Source organism: Brevibacterium sp. 239c, from assembly GCF_900169365.1.
GTDB lineage: Bacteria > Actinomycetota > Actinomycetes > Actinomycetales > Brevibacteriaceae > Brevibacterium.
On sequence record NZ_FXZH01000016.1, the window covers coordinates 34,381 to 57,853 of the forward strand.

Below are 23,473 nucleotides of genomic sequence, written 5' to 3' on the forward strand. Positions count from 1 at the left end.
TGGGACCACCTCGGCGAGGGTGTGGTTCTCAGTCCTCCGGCTGCTGCACGCCGACGCGCGCCGCACGGATGACTCGGTCTCCGAGGCGGTAGCCCGGCTGCATGACCAGGAAGACGGTCGGAGTCTCGACGTCGTCCGAAGGCTGCTGCATGAGAGCCTCATGCAGTCGCGGATCGAACTCGTCGCCGACGTCACCGTACTGCTCGACGCCGACCTTGTTCAGCGAGTCGACCAGCTTGTTCACGTGGGTCTCGAATGGCCCGGTGACGTCGCCGTTCTCCTGCGCCAGGCGCACTTCGTCGAGCACAGGGATCAATGCCTCAATGGCCTTGATCGTGCCACCGGTGGCGGCTCGCTCGCGTTCGCGATCGGTCCGCATCCGGTAGGCGGCGTACTCGGCATTGATGCGCTTGAGGTCGGCCAGGTACGCTGCGGCCTCAGTTCCCGGTTCGGGTTCGGCGGCCTCTTCGCCCGGCGCGGCCTCGGTGTCATTCAACGTCGAAGCATCGGTTGGAATGTCAACGCCGAGGTCACTGGCATCGGCCAGATCCTCATCGGCATTCTGGACGTCGTCGGTGCCATCGGCACCGGCTGCGACATCGGCCTCACCGGCCTCCGCCGAGGCCGACGCTGAGTCGGCCTCTGGGCGGAGCTCGCCGGTGTCCGGATCAATTCGGCGCTTGTCGCTGAAGGTGAAGCCTGGCTCCTCGGACGACGGATCGTTGCCCTCGGCAGTCATTACTTCTTCTCCTCGTCCTCTTCGTCGACAACCTCAGCGTCGACGACATCGTCGTCGGCACTTGCATCTGCACCAGCGGTGGCCTCTTCACCAGCGGCGCCTTCGGCACCCTGCTGGCTGTAGATGGCTTCGCCGATCTTCTGCTGGTTCTCAACGAGCTTGTCGTAGGCCGTCTTCACGGCGTCGTCGTCTTCACCCTTGAGTGCTTCCTTGAGAGCTTCAACGTCCGAGTTGATCTCGGTCTTGACCTCTTCAGGCAGCTTGTCCTCGTTGTCCGTGACGAGCTTCTCGGTCTGGTAGGCGAGGTTTTCCGCATTGTTGCGGGTATCAGCGGCCTCACGGCGCTTCTTGTCCTCGTCTGCGTTCTCTTCGGCTTCCTTGACCATGCGGTCAATGTCTTCCTGCGGCAGTGCGGAACCGCCGGTGATCGTCATCGACTGCTCGGTGCCGGTGCCCTTGTCGGTGGCCGACACGTGCACGATGCCGTTGGCGTCGATGTCGAAGGCGACCTCGATCTGCGGCACGCCGCGAGGCGCCGGAGCGATACCGGTCAGCTCGAAGGTGCCCAGGTTCTTGTTGTCGCGAGTGAACTCACGCTCACCCTGGAAGACCTGGATCGACACGGAGGGCTGGTTGTCCTCGGCCGTGGTGAAGGTTTCCGAACGCTTGGTCGGGATCGGGGTGTTGCGCTCGATGAGCTTGGTCATCACGCCACCCTTGGTCTCGAGTCCGAGCGAGAGCGGGGTGACGTCGATGAGCAGAACGTCCTTACGTTCGCCCACGAGGACACCGGCCTGCACGGCAGCACCGATTGCCACGACCTCATCGGGGTTGACGCCCTTGTTGGGCTCCTTGCCTCCGGTGAGTTCGGTGACGACGGTGGTGACGCCTGGCATACGGGTCGAACCGCCGACGAGGACGACGTGGTCGATCTCGGAGACGGACACGCCTGCGTCCTTCATGACTGCGTGGAACGGAGCCTTGGTGCGCTCGAGAAGGTCCTTGGTCAGGTCCTCGAACTTCGCGCGGGTCAGGGTCTCATCCAGGTGGATGGGTCCGTTCTCGCTCATCGACAGGTACTGCAGCGAGATGTTGGTGCTGGTGGCAGAGGAGAGTTCCTTCTTGGCCTGCTCCGAAGCTTCCTTCAGACGCTGGATTGCGGTCGCGTCCTTGCTCAGATCGACGCCGTATCCGTTCTTGACCTCGCCGACGAGCCAGTCGACGATGCGCTGATCCCAGTCGTCGCCGCCGAGGCGGTTGTCACCTGAGGTCGCACGGACCTGAATCGTAGAGAAGTCGTCTTCGTCCTTGCCGACTTCGAGCAGGGAGACATCGAAGGTACCGCCACCGAGGTCGAAGACGAGAATGGTTTCGTCTTCCTTGCCACGCTCAAGGCCGTAGGCCAGAGCTGCAGCGGTGGGCTCGTTGATGATGCGCGAGACCTTGAGTCCTGCGATCTCACCGGCATCCTTCGTGGCCTGACGCTCGGCGTCATTGAAGTATGCGGGAACAGTGATGACTGCGTCGGTGACGTCTTCCTGCAGGTATTCCTCAGCGTCGTGCTTGAGCTTCTGCAGGATACGAGCCGAAACCTCAGGTGCCGACATCTTCTTGCCGCCGATTTCGGTGGACCAGTCGGTTCCCATGTGGCGCTTGACCGAAGCCACGGTGTTCTTGATGTTGGTGACGGCCTGGCGCTTGGCGATTTCGCCGACCAGGGAGTCGCCGTTCTTGTTGACAGCTACGACGGATGGGGTCGTGCGACCGCCTTCCGCGTTTGCGATGACCTTGGGGTCGCCGCCTTCGAGGACTGTGACGACGGAGTTCGTGGTTCCGAGGTCGATTCCAACTGCACGTGCCATAACGTTGTCTCCTTACATATCGTGAGTAATCTCGACTCGAATGTGTGCGATCGGGCGGATCCACCACCTGGCTTCCACGACATTTCCTGCCACGGGGACGAGTGGTGGACCCACTCGACCGCACACATTGAGCCAACTGCACTCAAGTATTATCTTCGTGATCCAAGCAGTCAAGCCCAGCATCACCAAAGTTGCGTACACTAGACTCAACTTTGCGGAGTGAGGGTTTATTCCGCGGGGGAGAAAAAGTTTTTGAAAGCGCTTCCTGCTGCCCCTCGCCCGGGTCTGCAACGTCGCACGACAACCACACGCTGATCCTGATTTCACAGCGAAAGCGGCCCGCGGAGAGTCCCGCAGGCCGCCTTCACAGTGGAAATAGCGATGGATCAGATCTGGCCGGCCGGTGGAGTCGCACCGTCCAACTGCCCATCGCGGCTGAACCGACGCAGCTGGGTCACGTGGCTCGGATTGAGCTCGGAAACGTTGGCCACCTGAAGCAGCTTCATCGTCCGCTCGACCTGTTCGCTGAGGATCGCGATCGTGCGATCGACGCCTTCCCTTCCACCGGCCATGAGCCCGTAGAGGTAGGCACGGCCGATGAGTGTGAAGTCCGCGCCCAGAGCCATGGAGGCGACGATATCGGCACCATTGCGGATTCCCGTATCGACGATGATCTCGAGGTCCTTGCCGACCTCCTTCGCCACCGAGGGAAGCAGCTCGAAGGGAACCGGAGCACGATCGAGCTGTCGCCCGCCATGGTTCGACAACACGATGGCATCGACGCCGAGGTCGGCGAGTTTCCTGGCATCGGCAACGGTCTGAACACCCTTGATCGCCAGCTTGCCCGGCCACATCTTTCGGATCGTGGCCAAATCATCGAAGTCGATCGACGGGTCCATGGCCGAGTTGAGCAGCTCGCCCACAGTCCCACCTGTCTCGGACAGGGAAGCGAACTGCAGCTTCTCCGTCGTCAGGAAGTCCCACCACCACCAGGGACGCGGAATGGCATTGAGAACGGTCTTCGGTGAGAGCTGCGGCGGGATGGAGAACCCGTTGCGACTGTCTCTCAGGCGAGCGCCGGCGATCGGAGTGTCGACGGTGAAGAAGAGAGTGTCATAGCCTGCCGCTGCGGCCCGTTCAACCAGACCGTACGAGATTTCCCGCTGGCGCATGACGTAGAGCTGGAACCAGTTCCGGCCATCCGGGTTGACCTTCTTCACGTCCTCGATCGAGGTCGTTCCCAACGTCGACAGGGTGAATGGAATGCCTGCCGCGCCGGCAGCGGAGGCACCGGCGATCTCACCTTCAGTCTGCATCAGCCGGGTGAACCCAGTCGGTGCTATACCGAAGGGCATCGCCGAACTGCCGCCGAGGATCTGTGTCGTCGTATCGACCTGTGACACATCGTTGAGGATCGACGGGTGGAACTCGATGTCCTGGAAGGACTGCACCGAGCGCTCCATCGAGATCTCCCCCTCTGCCGCGCCGTCCGTGTAGTCGAACGCGGCAGCGGGAGTGCGCCGTTTGGCTATCTGGCGCAGGTCCTCGATCGTCAACGCCGATTCGAGACGGCGTTTCCGAGAGTCGAGTTCGAACTTCTTGAACTTCATCAGCTCGAAGATCTCGGACGGATTGGGCAATTGCCTCTTGACCATGAGTGGGTCTCTTTCTCTTCAGTTCGCACACTTCAGTGCAGGGGGTTCAATGCTCAGTCTTCGGCGGGCGAGGCCTCATGCTCCACCGGGCACCATCCAGGACAGAACGGTCGACTGCAGGCCAACCAGCAGACACATTGCGATGAGCATGCCGACCGACCACCACAGCACGCGGCGGAGAATGGCCGATTCCTGTCCCAGAAGCCCCACCGCAGTCGCGGCAATGGTGAGGTTCTGCGGACTGATCATCTTGCCGACCACACCGCCGGAGCTGTTGCCGGCGACGAGGAGAACAGGGTCGATTCCAGCCTTGGTCGCCGCCGCCTGCTGCAGGGTGGCGAAGAGGGCGTTAGCGCTGGTGTCCGATCCGGTCACTGCGGTTCCCAGCCAGCCGAGGATTGGCGAGAGGAACGCGAACAGAGCACCGGTTCCGGCAATCCACGTACCGATGGTGATTGTCTGCCCGGACAGGTTCATGACATAGGCCAGCGCCAGGACGAACCCGACGGTCAGGATCGAGAACCGCATCTTGATGAGGTTGTCGATGAAGACCTTGAAGGCCACTCCGGCCGAAATCTTGAACACGATTGCCGTGATGATTCCTGAAATCAGGAGCAGGGTGCCCGGCGTCGACAGCCACTGGAAGTTATAGACAGTGCTTGTCGACACCTCGCCGGCAGAGTTGAGGATGTTCCCGTCCAGCCCTGGCCAAGGAATCTTGATGTCGGTGCTGGCCAACCATTCACTGAGGAATGGAACCAGCTTCGAGATCGAGAAGATCACGATGACGAGCAGGTAGGGGAAGAGAGCCAGGAACACTCGTGATCCGGTCAGCGGTGAGGTCTTCTGATCCACGGCGGTGTCCACGGCACCCCCTGCGCCACCGGCATCGGGCGCGGACGCCTTTTCCGTCTTCTTCTCTTCCGCCATCGTGTCCAGCGCATCCTGCCCGCCGACGGGCTTCCACACTTGGAGCATGAGCACGGCGGCGCCGAGGCTGACCAAGGAGGCGATGATGTCGGTGAGTTCTACCGACAGGAAGTTCGACGAGAGGTACTGGGCCACACCGAAGGCGATTCCGACGACGAGCGCCAGCGGCCATAGCTGGCGCAGTCCGCGCTTGCCGTCGACGAGGAGGACCAGGAACAGCGGGACGATGAAGGCCAACAGCGGAGTCTGGTGACCGACCATGGCGCCGATGTCCTGGTAGTCAATTCCGGTGAGGTTTCCGGCGGTGATGATCGGGATGCCGATCGCGCCGAAGGCAACCGGTGCGGTGTTGGCCACGAGAACGACCATGGCGGCTCGCATGGCAGTGAATCCAACTGCGACGAGCATGATGCCGGTGATGGCCACCGGCGCCCCGAACCCTGCGAGCGCTTCGAGCAGTGCGCCGAAGCAGAAGGCCACAAGAATGGCCTGCACTCGGGGGTCATCGGAGATCACGTTGATGACGAGCCTCAGGTCCTGGAACCGACCAGACGTCACGGTCAGTTCGTAGAGCCAAATGGCTGCGACCACGATCCACATGATCGGGAACAAACCGAAAGCGAAGCCCTGGGCTGCGGAGAGCCCGGCCAATCCGGCGGGCATGTCGTAGACGAAGATGGCGATGATCAGGGCGACGGCCACAGCGGCGAGGCCGGCCCAGTGAGCCTTCCATTTCAAGATTCCGAGGGTGACGAACATGGTCAGAAGCGGCAGCACGGCGATCAGAGATGACCACAGAAGACTGTCTGCAAGTGGGGCGATTTCAGGAGTGTACATGGTGTCTCCTACACGTTCTCTCCTACATGCTCGGTACTCGACTACAGCGTCTGCGGTTCGACGTTGAACGCGCCCGATCATGCATACTCGACGATTTTCAGTATGTCCTTTATGTGGTCAGACCACTAAGGTGAGTGTATTGCCGAATGTGACCCAGGTCAAGGTTTCATTCATGGTCGGCCAATGTCTCACACATGGAATGATGAACAGGTGCGAAAAATGAGTACTCATGCCCAATGAATCAGTCAGCAGCGGATCGGTCAGCAAGGACACCGGCGCTGCCCTAGGTCAGGCCCTCAACATGTCCCAGACGCCGGAATGGAAACCGGTTGCGCGATCGAGCACCCACGAACTCGTCATCAATGCGATCGAGGAGCAGATCACCTCCGGATCTCTGACTGTCGGCGATCCACTCCCCTCGGAGCGGGAGCTGGCCGCCAAACTCGAAGTCAGTCGTGCAGCAGTGCGTGAGGCCCTGCGTGTGCTGGAGTCTCTCGGCGTGGTCGTCTCGAACGTCGGGTCCGGCAAGTCCGCTGGCACCTTCATCGCGTCCATGCCCAAGGAAGCGCTGACTCGTTTCCTGCGTCTGCATGTGGCTCTGGCGAACTTCAGCATCGAGGAGGCCATCGAGACACGCATCCAATTGGAGCGCTCAAGCACCGCGCTGGCCACGGGGCGGGTCCACGAAGACGCCTTGGCCGGCATGAATGCCTCACTGGCGATCATGGACACTCCCGGGGTCAGCCTCGAGACCTTCAACGACGCTGACACTGCCTTCCACGTCGCCATCGCCCACGCCTCCGAGAATCAACTGCTCTCCGATCTCACCGAGGCCATCCGAGGTTCGCTGCGTCGGCCCATCCTCGATGCCTTCCACCAGGTCGAGGATCCGCGTGCACTGATGGCACAGCTGCAGGAGGAGCATCATGCGATCCTGCAGGCGATCGTCGAGGGCGATACCGATCACGCGGTGCAGCTGACCGAAGATCACATCCGATCAGCCACCGCCGCCCTGCCGCAGCTGACGCAGGGCCGGACAGAAGCGCGGCTGAGCGCGGGCGTCAACCGGTCACACCGGTGACTTCGTTGCTGGCGTGCGGCAGTTCGGCGCTCTTCTCCACCTCACCGGTGGCCAGATCCACAATGTGGAGCTGGCTCTTGTCCGGTTCGGAGACATAGGCCTTCTGCCCCTGCACGAACAGCGTCGGCCGGGGCTGCTGCCAGTCGACGGGTTCCTTCCATGCTTCGGTGACCGGATGTGAGCCGGTGATCTTGCCGGACTCCGGGTCGATGACGTTGAGCTTGCCGTCGGTGTCGAGCACGAGTGCCTCGCCTTCGGGCCCGCGGGCCAGGGAACGGAAGCTGTACGAGGAGTCGAGGTCGACGAGCTTCATCTTCCCGGTCTCGGTGTTCGTCAGTGTGACCTTCTCCGGGCGTTCGAGCTCGGCATCCTCGTCGACCTTGTAGTCGCCGAGCACGACCGGCGAGTCATCGGATCCTGCCTGATTGCCGATCCGACCGTAGCTGTCCGGGGAGTCGACCTTCGTGAACTTCCCATCCTTGTAGTAGAGGATTCCATCCTCACAGCCGACGGCGATCGCCTCGTTCTGGGCAGCGGCCTCCCCATGGACGCCCGGGCAGTCCTCATTGCGGGCGATCTCCTTGCCTTCGGCATCAACGACCTTCGCACCCGAGCGCTCCTCTTCATTGCCGATGGTGTGCAGCACGTCGCCGTTCTCCAACTGCACCGCCACACCGTGGTGTGCCTCCTCGGCCTCTTTGACTTCGGGTTCGGGTGCGCCATCGTGGAAGGCGTCGGTGTCGAAGATCTGCATACGCCCGTCGCCGTCGCCGAAGAGCACTGTCGAACCGCCGTGGCGCACAATGTGACCTGGGGTATCGGTTTCATAGACCTTGTCAGTCAGGCGCGGTGAGCCGGCAAAGCTGTGGGTATGGTCGCCGTGCTCTTCGGTCCAGACACCGGCGTCGAAGAGCTGGAACCCGTTCGCCACCGACACCATCGCATGTCGTCCATCGCCGACCGGATTCACTCGGTTGAAGCCCTCGAGCTTCGTGTCGTCGATGACCTCGAGCGTCCTCGCGTCCAGAGTGAGGATGCCGCCGTCATAGGTAGTGATCAGCCGTGGCTGCGTTTCCTCGACCTGTTCGGCGTCCGAGGGTTCTGCTGTGTCTGCCTGCTCGCCGCTGTCGGGGTCGGCCTCCGCACCGGTAGTGCCGCATCCGCTCAGCAGGAGGGCGGTGACGGCCGCGCTGGCAGCCAGTGGTGCGATCAGGGTTCGTTGTGTTCTCATTCTTCTCTCTTCCCTATTTCCATGATGGTGTGTCCGTAATCTGTGGTGGAGCGAGGCCGTGTGCCGCGCTGAGAAGGGCTCGTCAGCGGGGAACGAGTCCGTCTGCGATGGCCTGCGCGTTGGTTCGCTGCATGTCGATGTAGGTTCCGGCCTCCCCGTCGGCTTCGGTCAACGATTCCGAGAACAGCGGTGTCACTTCGACATCGAGGTCGACTTCCTCAGACAGGGCCTCGGCGAGCTTCTGCGGCTGCGAGGAGTCCGCAAAGATCGTGGGCACCCCCGCGTCCTCGACCGTGCGGGCAAGCTCCTCGAGATCGGCTGCCGAGGGTGATGCCAGTGTGGTCCCGCTCGGCAGCACCGCCCCGATGACCTCGAAGTCGAAGCGGTTCGCGAAGTAGCCGAACACGTGATGGTTCGTCACGAGCTTCCGGTTCTCGGCAGGGATCGTCTCGGCGATCTCTTCGATTTCGGCATCGAGGTCTTGAAGTTGCCCTCGATACGAGGCTGCGGACGCTTCGATCGCCTCGGCGAGGCCATCACCGACCTCCTCCCCCAGCGCCGAGGTGATGACATCGACGGCGGCGACCATCCGCGCGGGATCGGTCCAGAAGTGCGGGTCAGGTGCCCCCGCACTGCCACCCGAGGTGTACTCAAGGGGATCGATGTGTTCACCGACTTCGAGGACGCGCACCCCTTCGCTGCGCGCGTTGTCGAGGTTCGCCGACAGCCCCTCTTCAAGCCCCAGCCCGTTACTGATGATGAGATCGGCGTCCTCCATTGTTCCGGCTTCCTTCGCCGAGATGCCGAAGGAATGCGGATCGGAGTTCGGCTTCATCAGCACCGTGAGAGCTGCGTGGTCTCCGACGAGGCTGTGCACAACATCGCCGAGGATGTTCGTCGTCACCACGATCGACGGCTCCTCGCCTCCTTCCGCGCAGGCGGTCAGTGCTCCGAGCATGGCCAACGTGAGCGCCACCGCTGTGAGGTGGTGCCGTGTGCCCATCACCGCCCCGTCACAGCCAGGCTTGCGGGTGCCCCACCGAGGTCGAAGCTGCGCGCCTCACGCAGCCCATCGGCCGGGTCGAGTTCAAGCACTGCCCCCGACGCAGGGTCGCTGACATAGGTGCGTTCGCTGTCCACGGCCACCGAGGGTCCGTCTCCGTGACCCTGGCTCTCGGCGTCGAAGGGTGCAATGAGCTTCTTCTTCGTCAGCACCTTCCCGGTCTCTGGATTCAGCGAATAGACGGCCCCGTCTTCGTCCAGGGCCACGACCGCGGAATCGTCGGGGGCGATGCCGGCGGAGACCACCTCGGCGTCGGTGTCGGCGAAGGTCCACTCATCCGTCGTCGCATCGAGGATCCCGATGCCACCATCGTCGAAGGGGGTCGCGGCGAGGTCCCGACCGACCTCGACGGACCACGCGCGCTCATCGGTGCCCTCGGGGTAGGGCAGCACCTCGGCGTCGAAGTCTTCGTTGACCCTGATCACGCCGTCGGCGCAAGCGAAGACCAGCCCATCACGCGTGACGCCGGTGCCGTGGATCTCGTCGCATCTCGCATCGATCGGTGAGGCCTGGCCCTTGTCGTCGTACACGGTGAGTTCGGAGGGCAGATCCTCGGCCTTGTCTCCTGGAAGTGTGGACACGAAGTGGTCTTCGAAGGGGATCGTCACTCCGTGGTGGGCACCGGGTTTCACTGTGCCGAGCTGGCTGAGTTCGCCATCGCCGAATGCGCTCCGGTCATAGATCTTCGCTCGGCCCTCTCTGTCGAAGAAGAAGGCCACCTCCGTCGGCGTCGAGACGACGTGCGCGGGGTCTGCCCCGTCGCTCTGACCGATGGTCTTCGGCTCGGCCTTGTAATAGTGCCTGTGGTCGCCGTGGTCGACCGTCCATACCCCCGTGTCGACGGCTGTGACCGTTCCGGCTTCACCATCGCCGAGGTAGAGATATCGGGAATCCGCGCCCGACAGGGTCGTCGACGGCGAGCCTTCGACCTTTTCCACAATGTCCTCGGTGAGCAAGTCGACGACCGAGACTGCGCCGGTCTTCGCATCGCTGACGGCCAGGCGCAGCTGCGGCTCATCGGCCTCCTCCGCGCCTTCGACATATCCGTGGGGAGCCGTCGACTGGCCGGGACTGCCGGCCCCGTTGGATGATTGCTGTCCCTGGCACCCGGTGAGGGCGAGCAGTGCGATCAGTGCCGCGCTCGGCGCGGCGAATCCTGTTGTCCTCGTCATGAGATCTTTCTATTGATAATGGTTCTCATTGTGATGAGAGTATCGTAGCGCACTTCTCACCCTCCTCGCGACGAGCACCACGAAGAAGACGAGGACGGTGAGCAGCGCAATGGTCGCACCGGCAGATGTCTGGGCGTACCAGCTCACAAGCAGCCCCAAGAAGCACGCGATCGCACCGATCGCCGAGGCGGCCGCCATGATCACTCCGACGCGGTCGAAGAGAAGGCAGGCCGTGGCCGGGGGGCCGATGAGGAGCCCGAAGACGAGGAGAGTGCCGACGACCTGGAACGATGCGACGACTGCCAGGGCCGTGAGCATGAGCATCGCAATATGAGTCCAGCCGGGCCGCATGCCCAGAGTTGCCGCCTTGCGCTCGTCGAAGGCGAGCGCAAGGAACGGTCGGTGCAGGAGCGCGCAGGCCAGCACGCTCAGGCAGGCCGCGACAGCGAGGACGATCAGGTCCTGACCGCGGACACCGAGCACGTCACCGAACAGGAAGCCCGTGAGGTCGACGGCGAAGGATTGAGAATGGGACACGATGACCACGCCGACGGCCAGCATTCCGACGAAGAGCAGTCCGATGCCGACATCCTGGGACAGCTTCGACTCGCGAGACACCCAGGTGATCCCGGCGGCCATCACCAGGGCACTGGCCGCTGCGCCGACCATGAGGTGACCGCCAAGGAGCGCCGCGATTGCGACTCCCGGCAGCATCCCGTGCGACATCGCGTCCCCGAAGAAGGCCAGACCGCGCAGGACGACCCAGGTGCCGATGCACCCGCACAGCACGGCAGCGAGCACACCGGCGATGAGGGCGCGGAGGACGAAGGACACCTCGAAGGGTGCGAACAGGAATTCCATTCGATGATGATAACCATTATTGTTATGGTGTGGACAATCCGATCACCCTCACCAACCTCAGCGCTCACTATGGTGCCCATCTCGCCCTCGACCGGGTCACCCTGGCCGCTCCCCTGGGCCGAGTCACGGCACTCGTCGGCGCCAACGGCTCAGGCAAGTCAACGGTGCTCATGGCACTGGCAGGCCTGCTCAAACCGACACACGGATCGATATCCGGCCTGCCGTCCAATGTGGCTTTCGTGCCCCAGCGCGGTTCTGCTCCGGACCACCTCCCGATCACCGTCAGGCAGGTCGTGGCCATGGGCAGATGGAGCGCACGGAGCCTCTTCGTCCGCCTCGGCAGTGATGATCAGCGGATCGTCGACGACTGCCTCGCCCAGCTGCGCATCGACGACCTCGCCTCGCGTCGCCTCGGTTCACTTTCCGGGGGTCAGCGTCAGCGTGCCCTGGTGGCGCAAGGTCTGGCACAACGCGCGGACCTGCTGCTCCTCGACGAACCTCTGGCCGGAATCGATGCTCGTGCGACCGAGGACATCACCTTGGCCATCGACTCCGAGCGCAGCCGCGGCGCCACGATCGTCATGGCCACGCACGAGCGCACCCAGGCAGCTCGGGCCGACCACGTCGTCCATCTGCGCCAGGGTGCGCTCGCGTTTCGGTGAGCACTCACCAGAACTCCCGCGGCAGTGAACCGTCGCCGCACGGAACCTCACTCATCTACGGGACGGGCGGCCACCTCGGCGGTCTCTTCATCGATTCTGTGCTGATCGGCCTCATGCTTAGCCGCAGCCTTCGCCTCTTTGTGTTCCGCCCGGCGCTCCTTGCGCCGCTCGACGAGGAGGTAGAGGGCGGGCACAAGGATCAGGGTCAGCACGGTCGAGGAGGTGAGGCCGCCGATGACGACGATCGCCAGCGGCTGGGAGATGAAGACTCCCCCGCCGGTGAGTCCCAGTGACATGGGCACGAGGGCGAAGACCGTGGCGGCGGCAGTCATCAGGATCGGGCGCAGTCGCAGTCGGGTGCCGTGGATGATCGCGTCCCACAGTCCCATCCCGTGCTCGCGCAGCTTGTTGACGAGGTCGATGAGCACGATCGCGTTGGTCACCACGATGCCGATGAGCATGAGGAGGCCGATGAGCGAGGGGATGCCCAGCGGCGTGCCGGTCAGCAGCAACAGCAGCACGGCACCGGTCGCGGCGAACGGAATCGACACGAGCAGGATGAGCGGCTGGACGAAGCTGCGGAAGGTCGCGATCATGACGAGGAAGACCAGCGCGATCGCCACGAGCATGGCCCATCCGAGCTGGGCGAAGGAGTCGGCCTGCTCCTGGCTCGCACCTCCGACGTCGAAGCTCACGCCATCGGGCAGATCCATGCTCGAGGTCAGTTCCTGTGCCTTCGCGGAGACCGGGTTGAGCTGTCCTTCGGCAGGGGTGGCGAACACTGTGACCTGACGGTTTCCGTCCTCCCGGGTGACGGTGGCTGGGGTTTCGGTCTCGTCGACGCTGGCGATCTCATCGACCGTGATCGGGTCGCCCTTGATGTCGGGGATCGCCGCCTGTTCGTCTGCGAGGTCCTGCTCCTCGGCCTGGCTCTCCTCCTGCTCACGCTGGCTGTCGACGAGGTCGTCGATGGCGTCGTTGGCCTCGTTCAGGCTCTTCTCTGCCTGTTCGACGCCTTCTTCTGCCTGTTCCACCTGGTCGGCTGCCATGTCGCCGGGGCTCGGAGCCGGCGGTGGATTCTGGGCATCTCGCAGAGCCTTCCGTGCTTCTTCGAGCTGATCGGCGGCGTTGTCTCGGGCCTCCCGGGCCGAGTCAAGCTGGTCGGCTGATTCCTCTTCGGCTTTAGCCTTGGCTTCCTCGGCCCTGCGGTCGGTCTTCTCCTCAACGGCATCGGTCGCGTCTTCCTGGGCATTCTGCGTCTGCACCTCGGTGACCGGAAGCTCCAAAGCTCGGATCTCGTCTGGAGTCGCATCGGGGTGGGTCGGGGCGAGGAAGATATCTCGCTCCTTGCCCTCCAGCGTCAGAGTTCCGGCTTCACTTCCGTGCAGGGCTGCCGCAATGGCCTGCCCCACCTCTGCCTGGCTGTAGCCGTAGTCCGCGGCCTTCTCCCGGTTCACATCGACGTGGATGATCGGCTGATCGGAGGCGAGGTCATTGCGGGCGTTCGTCACGCCCTCGGTCTCACTCATCTTCTTCGTCACGGAATCGGCGGCCTCGCCCAGCGCTGACAGATCAGAGCCGGAGAGTTTGATCTCCACGTCCTCATTTGCACTGCCTGAGGCGTCTTGGAGATCGATCTCGCCGACATCGTCGCCGAGTCCGTCGATCTGGTTCGACAGCCGGTTCGTTGCGACCTCCGCTTCGGAATCATCCTTCAGGGTGATGTTGAAGGAGTTCTCGGAACCGGTTTCGGGTCCGTTGACGGTCGTCGAGTAGGTGTCGACGTCCGGGTCGGAGGCGAGAACGTCTTCGATCTTCTTCGCCGCCTCATCACTGGCCTCGAGCGAGGCTCCGGCTGGCAGAGTCTGCGCGATGTAGAGAGAGTTCTGCCCTGCAGCCCCGAGGAGATCAGTCTTGAGGAAGCTGGCCATCATCATCGTCACGGCGAAGATCGCCACGGAGATGACGATCGTGCGCCATGGGTGTCGAAGTGCGGCCAGGATAGCCGGCAGGCTTCGCTGCTGCAGACGGTCGACCCTGTCCGAGGCCTCACCGTCACCAGGCATCGGCGTCACCGGAGCATCGGCAGTCGCCGCCGGGAGCAGCGTCTTGCCCTTGGCGCCGCGTTTGGCATTCTTCCTGTCGATCCTCGACTGTCGTTTCTCAGCGCGCTTGATGCCCTTCTCCCGATGCTTTCGGGCCCATGCCTCATAGCTTGCGTCGGTGGCAGCCTGGCGCTTCGGCGACAGGGGCTTCGGGCTCTTCCGCAGGACCCAGTAGCTGAAGACCGGAACGATCGTCAGCGCGACAAGGAGCGAACCGAGCAGAGCCAGTGTCACGGTCACGGAGAATGGTCGGAACAGCTGTCCGGCGATGCCGTCGACGAAGGCGATGGGCAGGAACACGGCCACAGTGGTCAGGGTCGAGGCCGTGATGGCTCCGGCCACCTGCTTGACAGAGGCGACGATGTCATCGACCGTCAGGTCGCTCGTACCCTGCCGTCTGCGGATGTTCTCGATGACGACGATGGAGTCGTCGACGACACGGCCGACGGCGATGGTCAGGGCTCCCAGGGTCAAGATGTTCAAGGTGTATTCGCCGACCATGAGACCGATCATCGCGATCAGCAGCGACATCGGGATCGAGATCGCGGCGACCACGGTAGATCGGAAGGAGCCGAGGAAGGCCAGGATCACGAGGATCGCAAAGAACAGTCCCAGCCCGCCTTCGACCGACAGGTCATGGATCGACTTCTCGATCTCGGGAGCCTGGTCGAAGATCGTGGAGAAGGAAATGTCGTCGCCGAGTTCGGGTCCCATCCTCTCAAGGACCTCATTGACTCCGTGGGAGACCTCAACGACGTTGTCGTCCTGGCCCTTGGTCACCGACACCGTCACGGCATCCTTGCCATCGGCGCGCGAGTACGAGGTCTTATCCACGGAGTCGAGTTCGACATCGGCGACGTCGCCTAGCAGGACCGTACCGTCAGCGGTGCGCAGCGGGGTCTTCTCGATCTCCTTGACGGCGTCCAGTTCGGTACCGACCTCCACAGACAGTGATTTGCTCCCCTGTGCGCTCTGACCTGCGGGCACGACGCTTCCGGCGGCCGTGAGTTCGTCCGGCACCGAGGTGGTGACGACGTTCTTATCGTTGACGTCGTCGGGACGGAAGCTGATGTTGACTCGCTGCTCGTTCTGCCCGGCCACGTCGACGCTGGATACGCCCGCGACGCTTTGGAGCTCGGGGACGAGTTCAGTCTCAACGAGATCGCCGAGCTTCTGCGAGTCCTCTCCCCCGGAGACGGCGAACATGACCACCGGAACGTCGTCGATCTGCTGGGAGAGCACCTCCGCCTCGGCGCCGTCGGGAAGGTCTGCCTTCGCAGAGTCGACGGCGGAGCGCACAGAGTCCGTCATCTCCTCGGCATCCTTGCCGAAGGGCCAGGTGACGTTGGCCGACATCGATCCCGCCGAGGAGGTTGTGCTCACCGTCTCGAGGTCTCCGACCCCTTCGAGCGCGGTTTCGATCGGTTTGGTCACCGATTCCTCGACGACCTCGGGTGAGGCTCCCGGAACCGTGACCTGCACCGAGGTGCCTGGCAGCTCGACCGAGGGCATCGTCTCCTGGTTGAGCGAGGTGGTCGCAATGACGCCGAAAACGGCGATCACAAGGGTGAGCAGGCCGACGATGAGGCGGTTCTTCAGACTCATCCTGGTGATCAGGGACACGGGTTCCTCCGGGTTTTGGGCATGCGGGAGCTGCGGATGGGTGTTCAAGTGATTCTGTGGGGCGGTGTGTCGATGGGGATGGTCCGGGCGAGGGTGGAACGAGTTCAGTCTTTCAGGCCGGGCTGGTCGACGCGTCCCCCGAAAGTTGTCTTCTTTCTCCCCCAAAAGGCTGAGTGAGGCGTTGGAGATCGGTCATGATTCGATCATATGAGCGCCGTGTGCTGCGGGCGCGGGTGTTTTCCTCCGTCTTGGATTCCGGAAACACCACAGTCGTCGGTGTGACGGGTCTCGGCGCAGATCGGCGCCTCACTGCTCTCAGCTGTGCAGGCGTACGTAGTGGCGGAGTCGCTCCACTCCGTTCGCGCCTCCGTCGTTGCGCAACGCGGCCTTCAGCCTCGCCCTGACAGCCCCTTCGTCGAAGGACTCGCCGATGACGACCAGCGCACTGTCCCAGCGCTCCTTCTGCGGTGCGGCTGTCGATTGCGGCGCAACCGCCGACACATAGACGTTCGGGCCTACCGCTTGGAGCCCATAGCGCCTGCTTCCGGCTCTGTCGTCGACAAGAATCGAGCCCTTCACCCGGTAGACCCCGGCAGGCAGGTCCTCAAGGAAGTCCAGCACGGCACCAGCATCAGCAGACCCGCCGCCAGTGATCGTCACCGACTGTGCGTGATGGTGGACGGGGGCGCTCTCACCTTCGCCGTCGAAGCCCGTCTGAGCGGCCGCGGCGTAAGCCTGTCGGATGAGTTCCCGGATCGGAAGTTCCGCTTGGATGGGGTCTGCGCTTGCGCCTGCATCCCCGGTTGAACTGTCACCCGACCGTGTTCCGTCGCCGCCTCGTTCGGCCCCTGAACCGGGGTCGAAGATCAGCGCCGGGTCGAGACAGCCGTAGCTGGTGCCGACGACCAGGAGTCGCGGATTGCGCTGATGGACCCGTTCCCGGATCGCAGCGACAGCCGTGTCCCGGTCTGCGACGGGGAGCTGATCGAGCTTGTTGACAAGCACCAGGGTCGTCGCCGCGTAGCGCATCGGCGGTGCGGTTTCGGTGTCGACCGTGGCGGCATGCATGGTGGCGTCGACGACGTCGATGACCCCGCCGAGGTGGAAGCGGTGGTGGCCCATGCGGGTAACCATCCGGGCCAGTGTCAGCGGTTCGGCGAAACCGCTGGCTTCGACGATGATGGCGTCGAGACGCAGCCGTGGTTTCGCAAGTGCGGTGAGTGCGTCTTCGAGCGAAGTGTCATCATCAAGGCAGCAGATGCATCCGCCCGAGATGGAGAAGGGCTCATCGACCTGCCCGACGACGAGGCCCGCGTCGATGTTGAGGTCGCCGAAGTCATTGACGACGACTCCGATGCGCGCATCGGGATGGCGCAGCAGGTGATTGAGCAGACTGGTCTTACCCGCCCCCAGGTAGCCAGTCAGGAGGATCACCGGGACGGCTCCTGCAGACTGCTTCGTGTTCACATCTCCTCCACATCTGCCATCGGGACGCTCGTCATCCGCTAATGGTAATGTTTTTCATTAATATTGGAACATATCAACGTATGCGCATATGCTCACAGGACCAACTGCGCTGCAGCGTCGGAGGCACAAGGACATGACGGCTGAAGAGCCCAAGAAGACCCGCAGTACGGCTCAGAAGGCCGTGATCCGCTCCGCCCTCGAGAGCGAGAAGCGCTTCGTCTCCGCCCAACAGCTGCATCGGACGCTTGAGGATCAGGGACACACAGTGGGGCTGGCCACCGTCTACCGACAGCTCAACTCCCTGAGCGAGTCCGGGCACGCCGACTCCATCACCATTGCCGAGAAACAGCTGTTCCGCGCCTGCACCCAGGATGAACATCACCACCACCTGGTGTGCGAAAACTGCGGCAAAGCCGTTGAGGTGGAACCGCCCAGCGAGGACTGGATCACCACCACGGCACAATCACATGGATTCGAAGTCACTCGACATGTGTTCGAGATCTTCGGTCTCTGCGCTGAGTGCGCCGCCCTGGCCAAGAACCGGTAGCGGTCGCCAGCGATGAACCGGTTGCAATCGCCAGCGAAGAACCAGTTGCAGTCGTCGGCGGACAGCATCGGCGAACCTACGTCGCCGTTGTGCTCCACGCCGGAAATTCGTCGGGGTAGCCCGCCCACTCCATCGGCCCGGCCTCCAGCTCCGCATCGCTGAGGGCGGCCTCGTCGAGGACCTGCCGCAGCCGGAGCTCGTCGAGTCCGGTGCCGATGAACGCCAGGTCCTGACCGAACGCGAGAAACTCGGCCCCAGCGCCGGGGCTGTCGTCGAACGCCAATGGAGAAAGCGTGAATATGCGGCCGACCTGATCCCACTGAGCGGTGATGTGCGGACGTGTGGCCAATCGTGCAAATCCGGCCGAGCGCAGAATGTGACCGCAGTGCCCCTGAAACAGGCATGCCTTCAGCGCGTGATTCAGGCGACCTGGGTGGAAGGGACGATACTGCTCGTACCGAATGGCTTCGACCACGCAGGATTGCCGCTGCGGTGGAAATTCTTGGTTGAGGATCGCCACCCAGCCGGCATCCGGTGGCCGCTGCACGTAGGTCCTCCCGGCACGACCGAGCACTTCGAAACCGTCGCGACCGCCGAGACCGTCGCGACCGTGCCGGCTGCAGGGATTCGCGACGAGTCTCTGCTCAGCACTTGGGGCTAGATGGCTGAGCAGCGAGGCAGCCCGCTCGAGCGCCTTCGGCTGGAGCGAGCTTCCGTTTACAACTGCGATCGTCGAAGCGAATTCGATCTGAGCGACGAGCAGCTCAGCCTTCGAGGCGATGACGCCTCCGTCCCTCGCATCACTCGCCAGGGGGACTCTGATGAGCTCCTCAGAGTCAAGATCAGCAAGCATACATCCCACGTCGAGGACGCAGACGAGGTCGAGGAGAGCCGTCCCCGCGTCCGGAGCCGTGAGGAAGCCGACGATCTCCATCACCGGCACCTCCAGTGGGTATTCCAGGACGACGCCGGGAACGTGGATCGCCTTGCGCATCAGATTGACTGCCCTGTCGACGGCTTCGAGTCCTTGACCCGTCTGCTCGGCAGGGACGAAGACGAATCCCCGGACTTCCGCTATGCTCCGGGCGCACCTGCCCCTCTCCTGGGCACACGCGCCAGTCACCGCAATCACATCGACATCGGCATCACTTGACTCTGGCATTGGCATCCTTCCCTCAAAGAATCTATTGTTAAGCCTAACAATACTCATTCTCATTAAGGAGATCAGTCATGAAGGTTCGCAGATCTCTGCGCTCGATCAAGAAGCAGCCGGGTTCACAGGTCGTGCGCAGACGCGGCCGCGTCTATGTCATCAACAAGCTCAATCCCCGATTCAAGGCACGTCAGGGCTGATCCGAGCTCAGCGCGAACGCCTGGGGCCGCCCGCACTGCCGTGCGTGAAGATCTCGGGGTTGAGCTCAACGAGCTTTCGGGTGTGGCGAATATGCAGGGCCATCATCGCCTCCGCGGATTCGACATCGCCATCGATCACGGCCCGAAGGATCATGCGGTGCTCGGCGAAGATGTCCTCCCGCCGGGAACGTCGGGTGATTCCGTCCGGAGCCAGCAGCTGCCTGCGGTAATAGTGGGTGAGATTCCACAGGTGCTCGACAGTGTCGTGGAGCCTGATCGTCGTCGGGCCTGCCATCAGTGCCCGATGGAAATCATGGTCACACTCAAGGAAGTCACCACTCGACGTCGCCGCCTCCACCCGCTGGGCACTGGCTTCGAACTCGGCAAAGGAATCTGCAGTGTGAGTGGGCATCGCCATCCCCAGCAGCAGCGGCTCCAGCCGTTCCCGCATCAGGTAGATCTCCCGGCATTCGTCAAGATTAAGCGTTGACACCCACGCTCCAGTCGATGCCACCAGGGTGACCAGTCCAGAGGATTCGAGGATGTGCAGGGTCTCCCTGATCGGCAGCCTGCTCACGCCGAATTCCTCGGCGATCTCCTCCTGCCTGATCCTGGTTCCAGGGACGAGAACTCCCTTGATGATCCGCGACCTCAGCTCGGCCGCGATTCTGGCGCTGGCCGCCTGATCGTGTGTCACAGTTCGCATCCCTTTCATACTTTCGCCCTCTGCCGTGAAGCATAGTCGCCCACACGCTGCGAGACGGCGGATCCCAAGGTCCGCAATGATCATCGACTCGAGACACTCCGCGCCGATTGCAATCAAACTGCAATCTGGGCCCATTTGGACCAAAGGCACCTGAACTGCGGAACTGCTGCCTGGGAATTCTGAGCATAATTGGATCCAATCTGGCAACTGGGCATTCAGCGATGACAGATATTAATGGGCTCTATAGCGAAGCCTGTTTCGGCATTGGATCCATTCGACGCGATATCTTGTCGTTGTTCGAAAGCCTGACTATCGACCCAGGTCACATGCGGTATATATGCGCGCCCCCGAGGGCCGGAAATCACTATCAACGTGATTGACATCACCCACTCCAGGAGAGAAACTTCAAAAGTTGAAAGCTATTTACACAATTGAAAGGGCAATGATGTCCACAATCATTCCCCCGGCGTCCGGACGACCAACGAAGGTCGAAGTCCGGGCCGATAAGGGGCTCAAGAGAGACATCGGAAAAATCGGTCTCCTATTCACCGGCGTCGGTTCGATCATCGGCTCCGGTTGGCTCTTCGGCGCGTTCAACGCCTCCGTGATGGTCGGTCCGGCATCACTCATCTCCTGGGCGCTCGGCGCCGTCATGATGATCTTCGTGGCGCTGAACTATGCGGAGCTCGGCGTGATGTTCCCCGTCGCCGGTGGCGTCATTCGCTTCCCCCACTTCTCCTTCGGCTCATTCGCCAGCTTCACCAGCGGGTGGATCACCTGGCTGTCTGTGGCGGCGACCGTGCCCATCGAGGTCATGGCCGCCGTTCAGTACGCGTCGAGCTACCTTCCCTGGCTGATGCACACCGTCGATGACGTCGCCGTCCTCACAGGCCCGGGCATTGCGGTGAGCATTGCTCTGATGCTGGTCTTCAGCTTCATCAATCTCTACGGAGTCCAGCTCTTCGCTCGGTTCAACAACGTCCTCGTGTGGTGGAAGCTCGCCGTCATCCTGCTGGTCATCGTCGTGTTCTTCGCTCTCTCGTTCAACCCCGGTCACTTCGCGAGCCAGCAGTTCGGCGGATTCGCACCCAACGGAATCGGACCGATCTTCGCAGCCCTGCCTGCTGCCGGCATCGTCTTCTCCTACCTCGGTTTCCGTCAAGGCGTCGAGTTCGCCGGTGAGACGACGAACCCGCAGAAGAATGTCCCCTTCGCAGTCATCGGATCGATCCTCGTCACCGGCGTCATCTACATCGCACTGCAGGCGGCCTTCATCGGCGCACTGCCCTCGGACCTCCTCGACGGTGGTTGGGCGAAACTGGCCTTCACCAACGATGCGGGTCCTCTGGCTGAGATCTCCCTGCTGCTGGGCGCCGTATGGCTGGCAGTCATCCTCTACGGTGATGCGATCGTCTCCCCCGCTGACACCGGCCTGATCTACACCGCGCTGGCTCCTCGCCTGTCCTATTCACAGGCGAAGGTCGGCAACGCCCCACGCGCCCTGGCCAAGCTCAACAAGCACGGCGTCCCCTGGATCTCACTGCTCGTCGTCTTCATCGTCTCCTGCATCATGTTCCTGCCCTTCCCCTCATGGGCGAAACTGGTCGGATTCATCACCTCCGGCACCGTACTCTCATTCGCCACGGGCCCGGTGGTCGTCGCCGCGCTGCGGCGTCAGCTGCCTGAGCAGGAACGTCCGTTCAAACTGCCTGGCAACGACGTGCTGCCCATCATCGGCTTCATCTGCGCGAACCTCATCGTCTACTGGACAGGATGGGAAACGAACTGGAAGCTCTTCCTCGCCGTCGCGATCGGTTACGTCGTCATGATCCTCCACCACATCTTCGCCAAGGACAAGGCTCGCCTGCCGGACCTGAAGATGCGCTCCGGCTGGTGGATGATCCTGTGGATGGTCGGCCTGGTCCTTCTCAGCCTCATCGGCCATTACGGCGGCGGACTCGACATCATGGGCTTCGTCTGGGGTGAGATCGTCACTGTGATCTTCTCGGTCATCGTCTTCTACGTCGGCATCAGCTGCCGACTGACCCCAGAGGAGTCGGTCGAAGCCATCGAGCAGACTCAGCGCGTGGACGACTGAGTCCACGTCTGCTTCCCGAACCGCACACCCGTGGCATCACCTCGGCGAACTTTGCCGTCGGGGTGATGCCGTGGGTATCGAATAGTCACGGTCGAAATCACCGCACGGCCGCTCGGGCATGAACTATGGTCAGTCACCAAGGAGGAGACATGGCCACGGATTACTCACCCGAGCGACTTGCCTTGATGGCAGAGGAACTGTTCGCCGCCGCTCAGGCGCTGGGGATCAGTCTGCCCCAAAGCGGCACACCCAGCACTGTGCCAAATGATGAAGCTGACATCGAGTCGGATGCCTCGGGGCTGGTCACAACGCTTCTGGACTCCAGTTCGACCTGGGCGGCGACTATAGGCTCACGCGCGGCCGCCCCCTTCGGTGCTTTCCTCGCCGGATCCCGTTCAGACGCACAAACTAAAACGGCGGCCAGTGCCTGTGCGCGCGTCGAGGACGTCATCGCCGCACTCAGTCGCTGCGACGAGTGAGGACCTCCTCGACCTTCCGCAGCGACTCCTCGACGGACGTCGGAGCACCGGCTGAGCCTCCGGCATGTACCCTGCCGGCGAGGAACGCAGCGAGGACCGGGCTCAAGGACGACTGCGAATGTTTGATCCTCGAAGCGAACTCGAGGATCGCGGCAACCTCGCCATCGTCTATCTCAGACTCCGCATAATCCCGGATCTGCAGGACCTCCGCAGGTACCGGCCGAACTCTATCGGCTGCAGAGCCATTGCCAGCAGGGCCCTCGTCAGCAGCGGAGACCTCGGCAGAGATCTGCTCGAACTCTTCCGGCGTGTCGAAGTCGACGATCGTCCCGGGATCGACCTCCACTGAGGTCACTTCAACCCCGCGGAAGAGCAGCTTGACCGCTTTGTCGCGTGTGTCGCCGATATCGGCCAGTCGTGAACGCAGCAACCCTGTCGGCCACGCCGCACACAGGAACTGAAGCTTTCCTCTGTCGTCGACACCGGCCGCAGGCTTCTCGGTCTCCCGGCACGAGGCGATGAGCGCTTGCAGATGATCCTCACTGACCAGCGGCATGTCACCGGCCAGGATGAGGGTGACGTCGGAAGCCTCACGGCTACGCTGTGAGGCACCACTCTGCCTCTGTTCGTGCTGGTCTCTGACGGCGCGCACGCCGGCATCGATTCCGGCCAGAGGACCAGAGAAAATCGGTTCCTCACGGACCGTGTACACCTCAGCCTGCTCGGCCTGCGAGAGCCCCTCGGCCGGACCTGCCAGCCAGATCTTCGCATCGGGCACCGCCGAGCGCACGGTCGCGATGATCCGCGAGATCACCGATCGCTCGCCGAGGAGGACGCCAGGCTTATGGACCCCGCCGAAGCGACGGGATCGGCCACCACTGAGAACTATAACCGTGTTCGCCATGGTCCGATCATACGCTTTTCTACGATTCGTAGAATCGAGCATGATTCTTTTCCGTATATCGGATTGTGACCATATCTGCGGTTCTCACCGACTCTCCG

At 62.7% G+C, this 23,473-nt stretch carries 19 protein-coding genes; 6 read left to right on the forward strand and 13 right to left on the reverse strand.

Translation table 11 applies throughout. The features are described 5' to 3' along the window. Positions 1–28: 28 nt before the first annotated feature. From BSP239C_RS14395 to BSP239C_RS14410, 4 genes are all read right to left on the reverse strand, one after another. Positions 29–739, reverse strand: a complete 711-nt coding sequence (locus BSP239C_RS14395; protein WP_101574048.1) for a nucleotide exchange factor GrpE — start codon at positions 737–739, stop codon at positions 29–31. Beyond that, entirely contained in the window at positions 739–2,601 is a 1,863-nt protein-coding gene (gene dnaK, locus BSP239C_RS14400; RefSeq protein WP_101574050.1) for a molecular chaperone DnaK, read from the reverse strand. The genes BSP239C_RS14395 and dnaK overlap by 1 nt, the downstream gene beginning before the upstream one ends. Positions 2,602–2,987: 386 nt before the next feature. Continuing rightward, positions 2,988–4,256, reverse strand: a complete 1,269-nt coding sequence (locus tag BSP239C_RS14405; RefSeq protein ID WP_101574052.1) for an alpha-hydroxy acid oxidase — start codon at positions 4,254–4,256, stop codon at positions 2,988–2,990. 75 nt (positions 4,257–4,331) lie between these two features. Then, positions 4,332–6,023, reverse strand: a complete 1,692-nt coding sequence (locus BSP239C_RS14410) for an L-lactate permease (RefSeq protein WP_101574053.1) — start codon at positions 6,021–6,023, stop codon at positions 4,332–4,334. A 229-nt stretch (positions 6,024–6,252) separates the two neighbouring features. Here BSP239C_RS14410 and BSP239C_RS14415 point away from each other — a divergent pair, with 229 nt between their 5' ends. Next, positions 6,253–7,104, forward strand: a complete 852-nt coding sequence (locus tag BSP239C_RS14415; RefSeq protein WP_101574054.1) for a FadR/GntR family transcriptional regulator — start codon at positions 6,253–6,255, stop codon at positions 7,102–7,104. Here BSP239C_RS14415 and aztD read toward each other — a convergent pair. From aztD to aztB, 4 genes are all read right to left on the reverse strand, one after another. Further along, positions 7,085–8,335 carry a zinc metallochaperone AztD gene (gene aztD, locus BSP239C_RS14420; RefSeq protein ID WP_101574055.1) on the reverse strand — a complete coding sequence of 417 codons (1,251 nt, stop codon included), beginning with the start codon at positions 8,333–8,335 and terminating at the stop codon, positions 7,085–7,087. The two genes, BSP239C_RS14415 and aztD, sit on opposite strands and share 20 nt — an antisense overlap. Positions 8,336–8,417: 82 nt before the next feature. Then, positions 8,418–9,338: a zinc ABC transporter substrate-binding protein AztC gene (aztC, locus tag BSP239C_RS14425; RefSeq protein ID WP_101574056.1), complete on the reverse strand. Its 921-nt coding sequence runs from the start codon at positions 9,336–9,338 to the stop codon at positions 8,418–8,420. Further along, the gene (locus BSP239C_RS14430) at positions 9,338–10,570 is read right to left on the reverse strand and encodes a PQQ-binding-like beta-propeller repeat protein (protein ID WP_101574057.1); all 1,233 of its coding nucleotides are present in this window, start codon (positions 10,568–10,570) and stop codon (positions 9,338–9,340) included. The genes aztC and BSP239C_RS14430 overlap by 1 nt, the downstream gene beginning before the upstream one ends. A gap of 9 nt (positions 10,571–10,579) precedes the next feature. Then, a complete protein-coding gene (aztB, locus tag BSP239C_RS14435; protein WP_101574058.1) occupies positions 10,580–11,431 on the reverse strand; it encodes a zinc ABC transporter permease AztB in 852 nt (283 codons plus the stop codon). A gap of 29 nt (positions 11,432–11,460) precedes the next feature. Here aztB and aztA point away from each other — a divergent pair, with 29 nt between their 5' ends. Then, the gene (aztA, locus tag BSP239C_RS14440) at positions 11,461–12,093 is read left to right on the forward strand and encodes a zinc ABC transporter ATP-binding protein AztA (protein WP_101574059.1); all 633 of its coding nucleotides are present in this window, start codon (positions 11,461–11,463) and stop codon (positions 12,091–12,093) included. Positions 12,094–12,140: 47 nt separating this feature from the next. Here aztA and BSP239C_RS14445 read toward each other — a convergent pair whose 3' ends face one another. Then, complete coding sequence (locus tag BSP239C_RS14445) at positions 12,141–15,821, reverse strand: efflux RND transporter permease subunit (protein WP_101574060.1); 3,681 nt, start codon at positions 15,819–15,821, stop codon at positions 12,141–12,143. A gap of 315 nt (positions 15,822–16,136) precedes the next feature. Next, positions 16,137–17,288: a GTP-binding protein gene (locus tag BSP239C_RS14450; protein WP_101574061.1), complete on the reverse strand. Its 1,152-nt coding sequence runs from the start codon at positions 17,286–17,288 to the stop codon at positions 16,137–16,139. 88 nt (positions 17,289–17,376) lie between these two features. Here BSP239C_RS14450 and BSP239C_RS14455 point away from each other — a divergent pair, with 88 nt between their 5' ends. After that, the gene (locus tag BSP239C_RS14455; protein WP_101574062.1) at positions 17,377–17,835 is read left to right on the forward strand and encodes a Fur family transcriptional regulator; all 459 of its coding nucleotides are present in this window, start codon (positions 17,377–17,379) and stop codon (positions 17,833–17,835) included. Between the two features lie 76 nt (positions 17,836–17,911). Here the strand turns inward: BSP239C_RS14455 and BSP239C_RS14460 are convergent, their stop codons facing one another. Next, complete coding sequence (locus BSP239C_RS14460) at positions 17,912–18,997, reverse strand: GTP-binding protein (RefSeq protein WP_180959046.1); 1,086 nt, start codon at positions 18,995–18,997, stop codon at positions 17,912–17,914. 68 nt (positions 18,998–19,065) lie between these two features. Here BSP239C_RS14460 and ykgO point away from each other — a divergent pair, with 68 nt between their 5' ends. Continuing rightward, on the forward strand, positions 19,066–19,188 hold the full coding sequence (gene ykgO / locus BSP239C_RS14465; protein ID WP_096162004.1) for a type B 50S ribosomal protein L36: 123 nt from the start codon (positions 19,066–19,068) through the stop codon (positions 19,186–19,188). Between the two features lie 7 nt (positions 19,189–19,195). Here ykgO and BSP239C_RS14470 read toward each other — a convergent pair whose 3' ends face one another. Further along, positions 19,196–19,894, reverse strand: a complete 699-nt coding sequence (locus BSP239C_RS14470; RefSeq protein ID WP_180959047.1) for a GntR family transcriptional regulator — start codon at positions 19,892–19,894, stop codon at positions 19,196–19,198. Between the two features lie 442 nt (positions 19,895–20,336). On the opposite strand from BSP239C_RS14470, the gene BSP239C_RS14475 reads away from it, so the two are divergent. Beyond that, positions 20,337–21,992 carry an APC family permease gene (locus tag BSP239C_RS14475; RefSeq protein ID WP_219618911.1) on the forward strand — a complete coding sequence of 552 codons (1,656 nt, stop codon included), beginning with the start codon at positions 20,337–20,339 and terminating at the stop codon, positions 21,990–21,992. Between the two features lie 149 nt (positions 21,993–22,141). Beyond that, positions 22,142–22,471 carry a hypothetical protein gene (locus tag BSP239C_RS14480; protein WP_101574065.1) on the forward strand — a complete coding sequence of 110 codons (330 nt, stop codon included), beginning with the start codon at positions 22,142–22,144 and terminating at the stop codon, positions 22,469–22,471. Here the strand turns inward: BSP239C_RS14480 and BSP239C_RS14485 are convergent. Then, positions 22,452–23,375 carry a molybdenum cofactor guanylyltransferase gene (locus BSP239C_RS14485; protein ID WP_101574066.1) on the reverse strand — a complete coding sequence of 308 codons (924 nt, stop codon included), beginning with the start codon at positions 23,373–23,375 and terminating at the stop codon, positions 22,452–22,454. The two genes, BSP239C_RS14480 and BSP239C_RS14485, sit on opposite strands and share 20 nt — an antisense overlap. Positions 23,376–23,473: the final 98 nt, after the last annotated feature.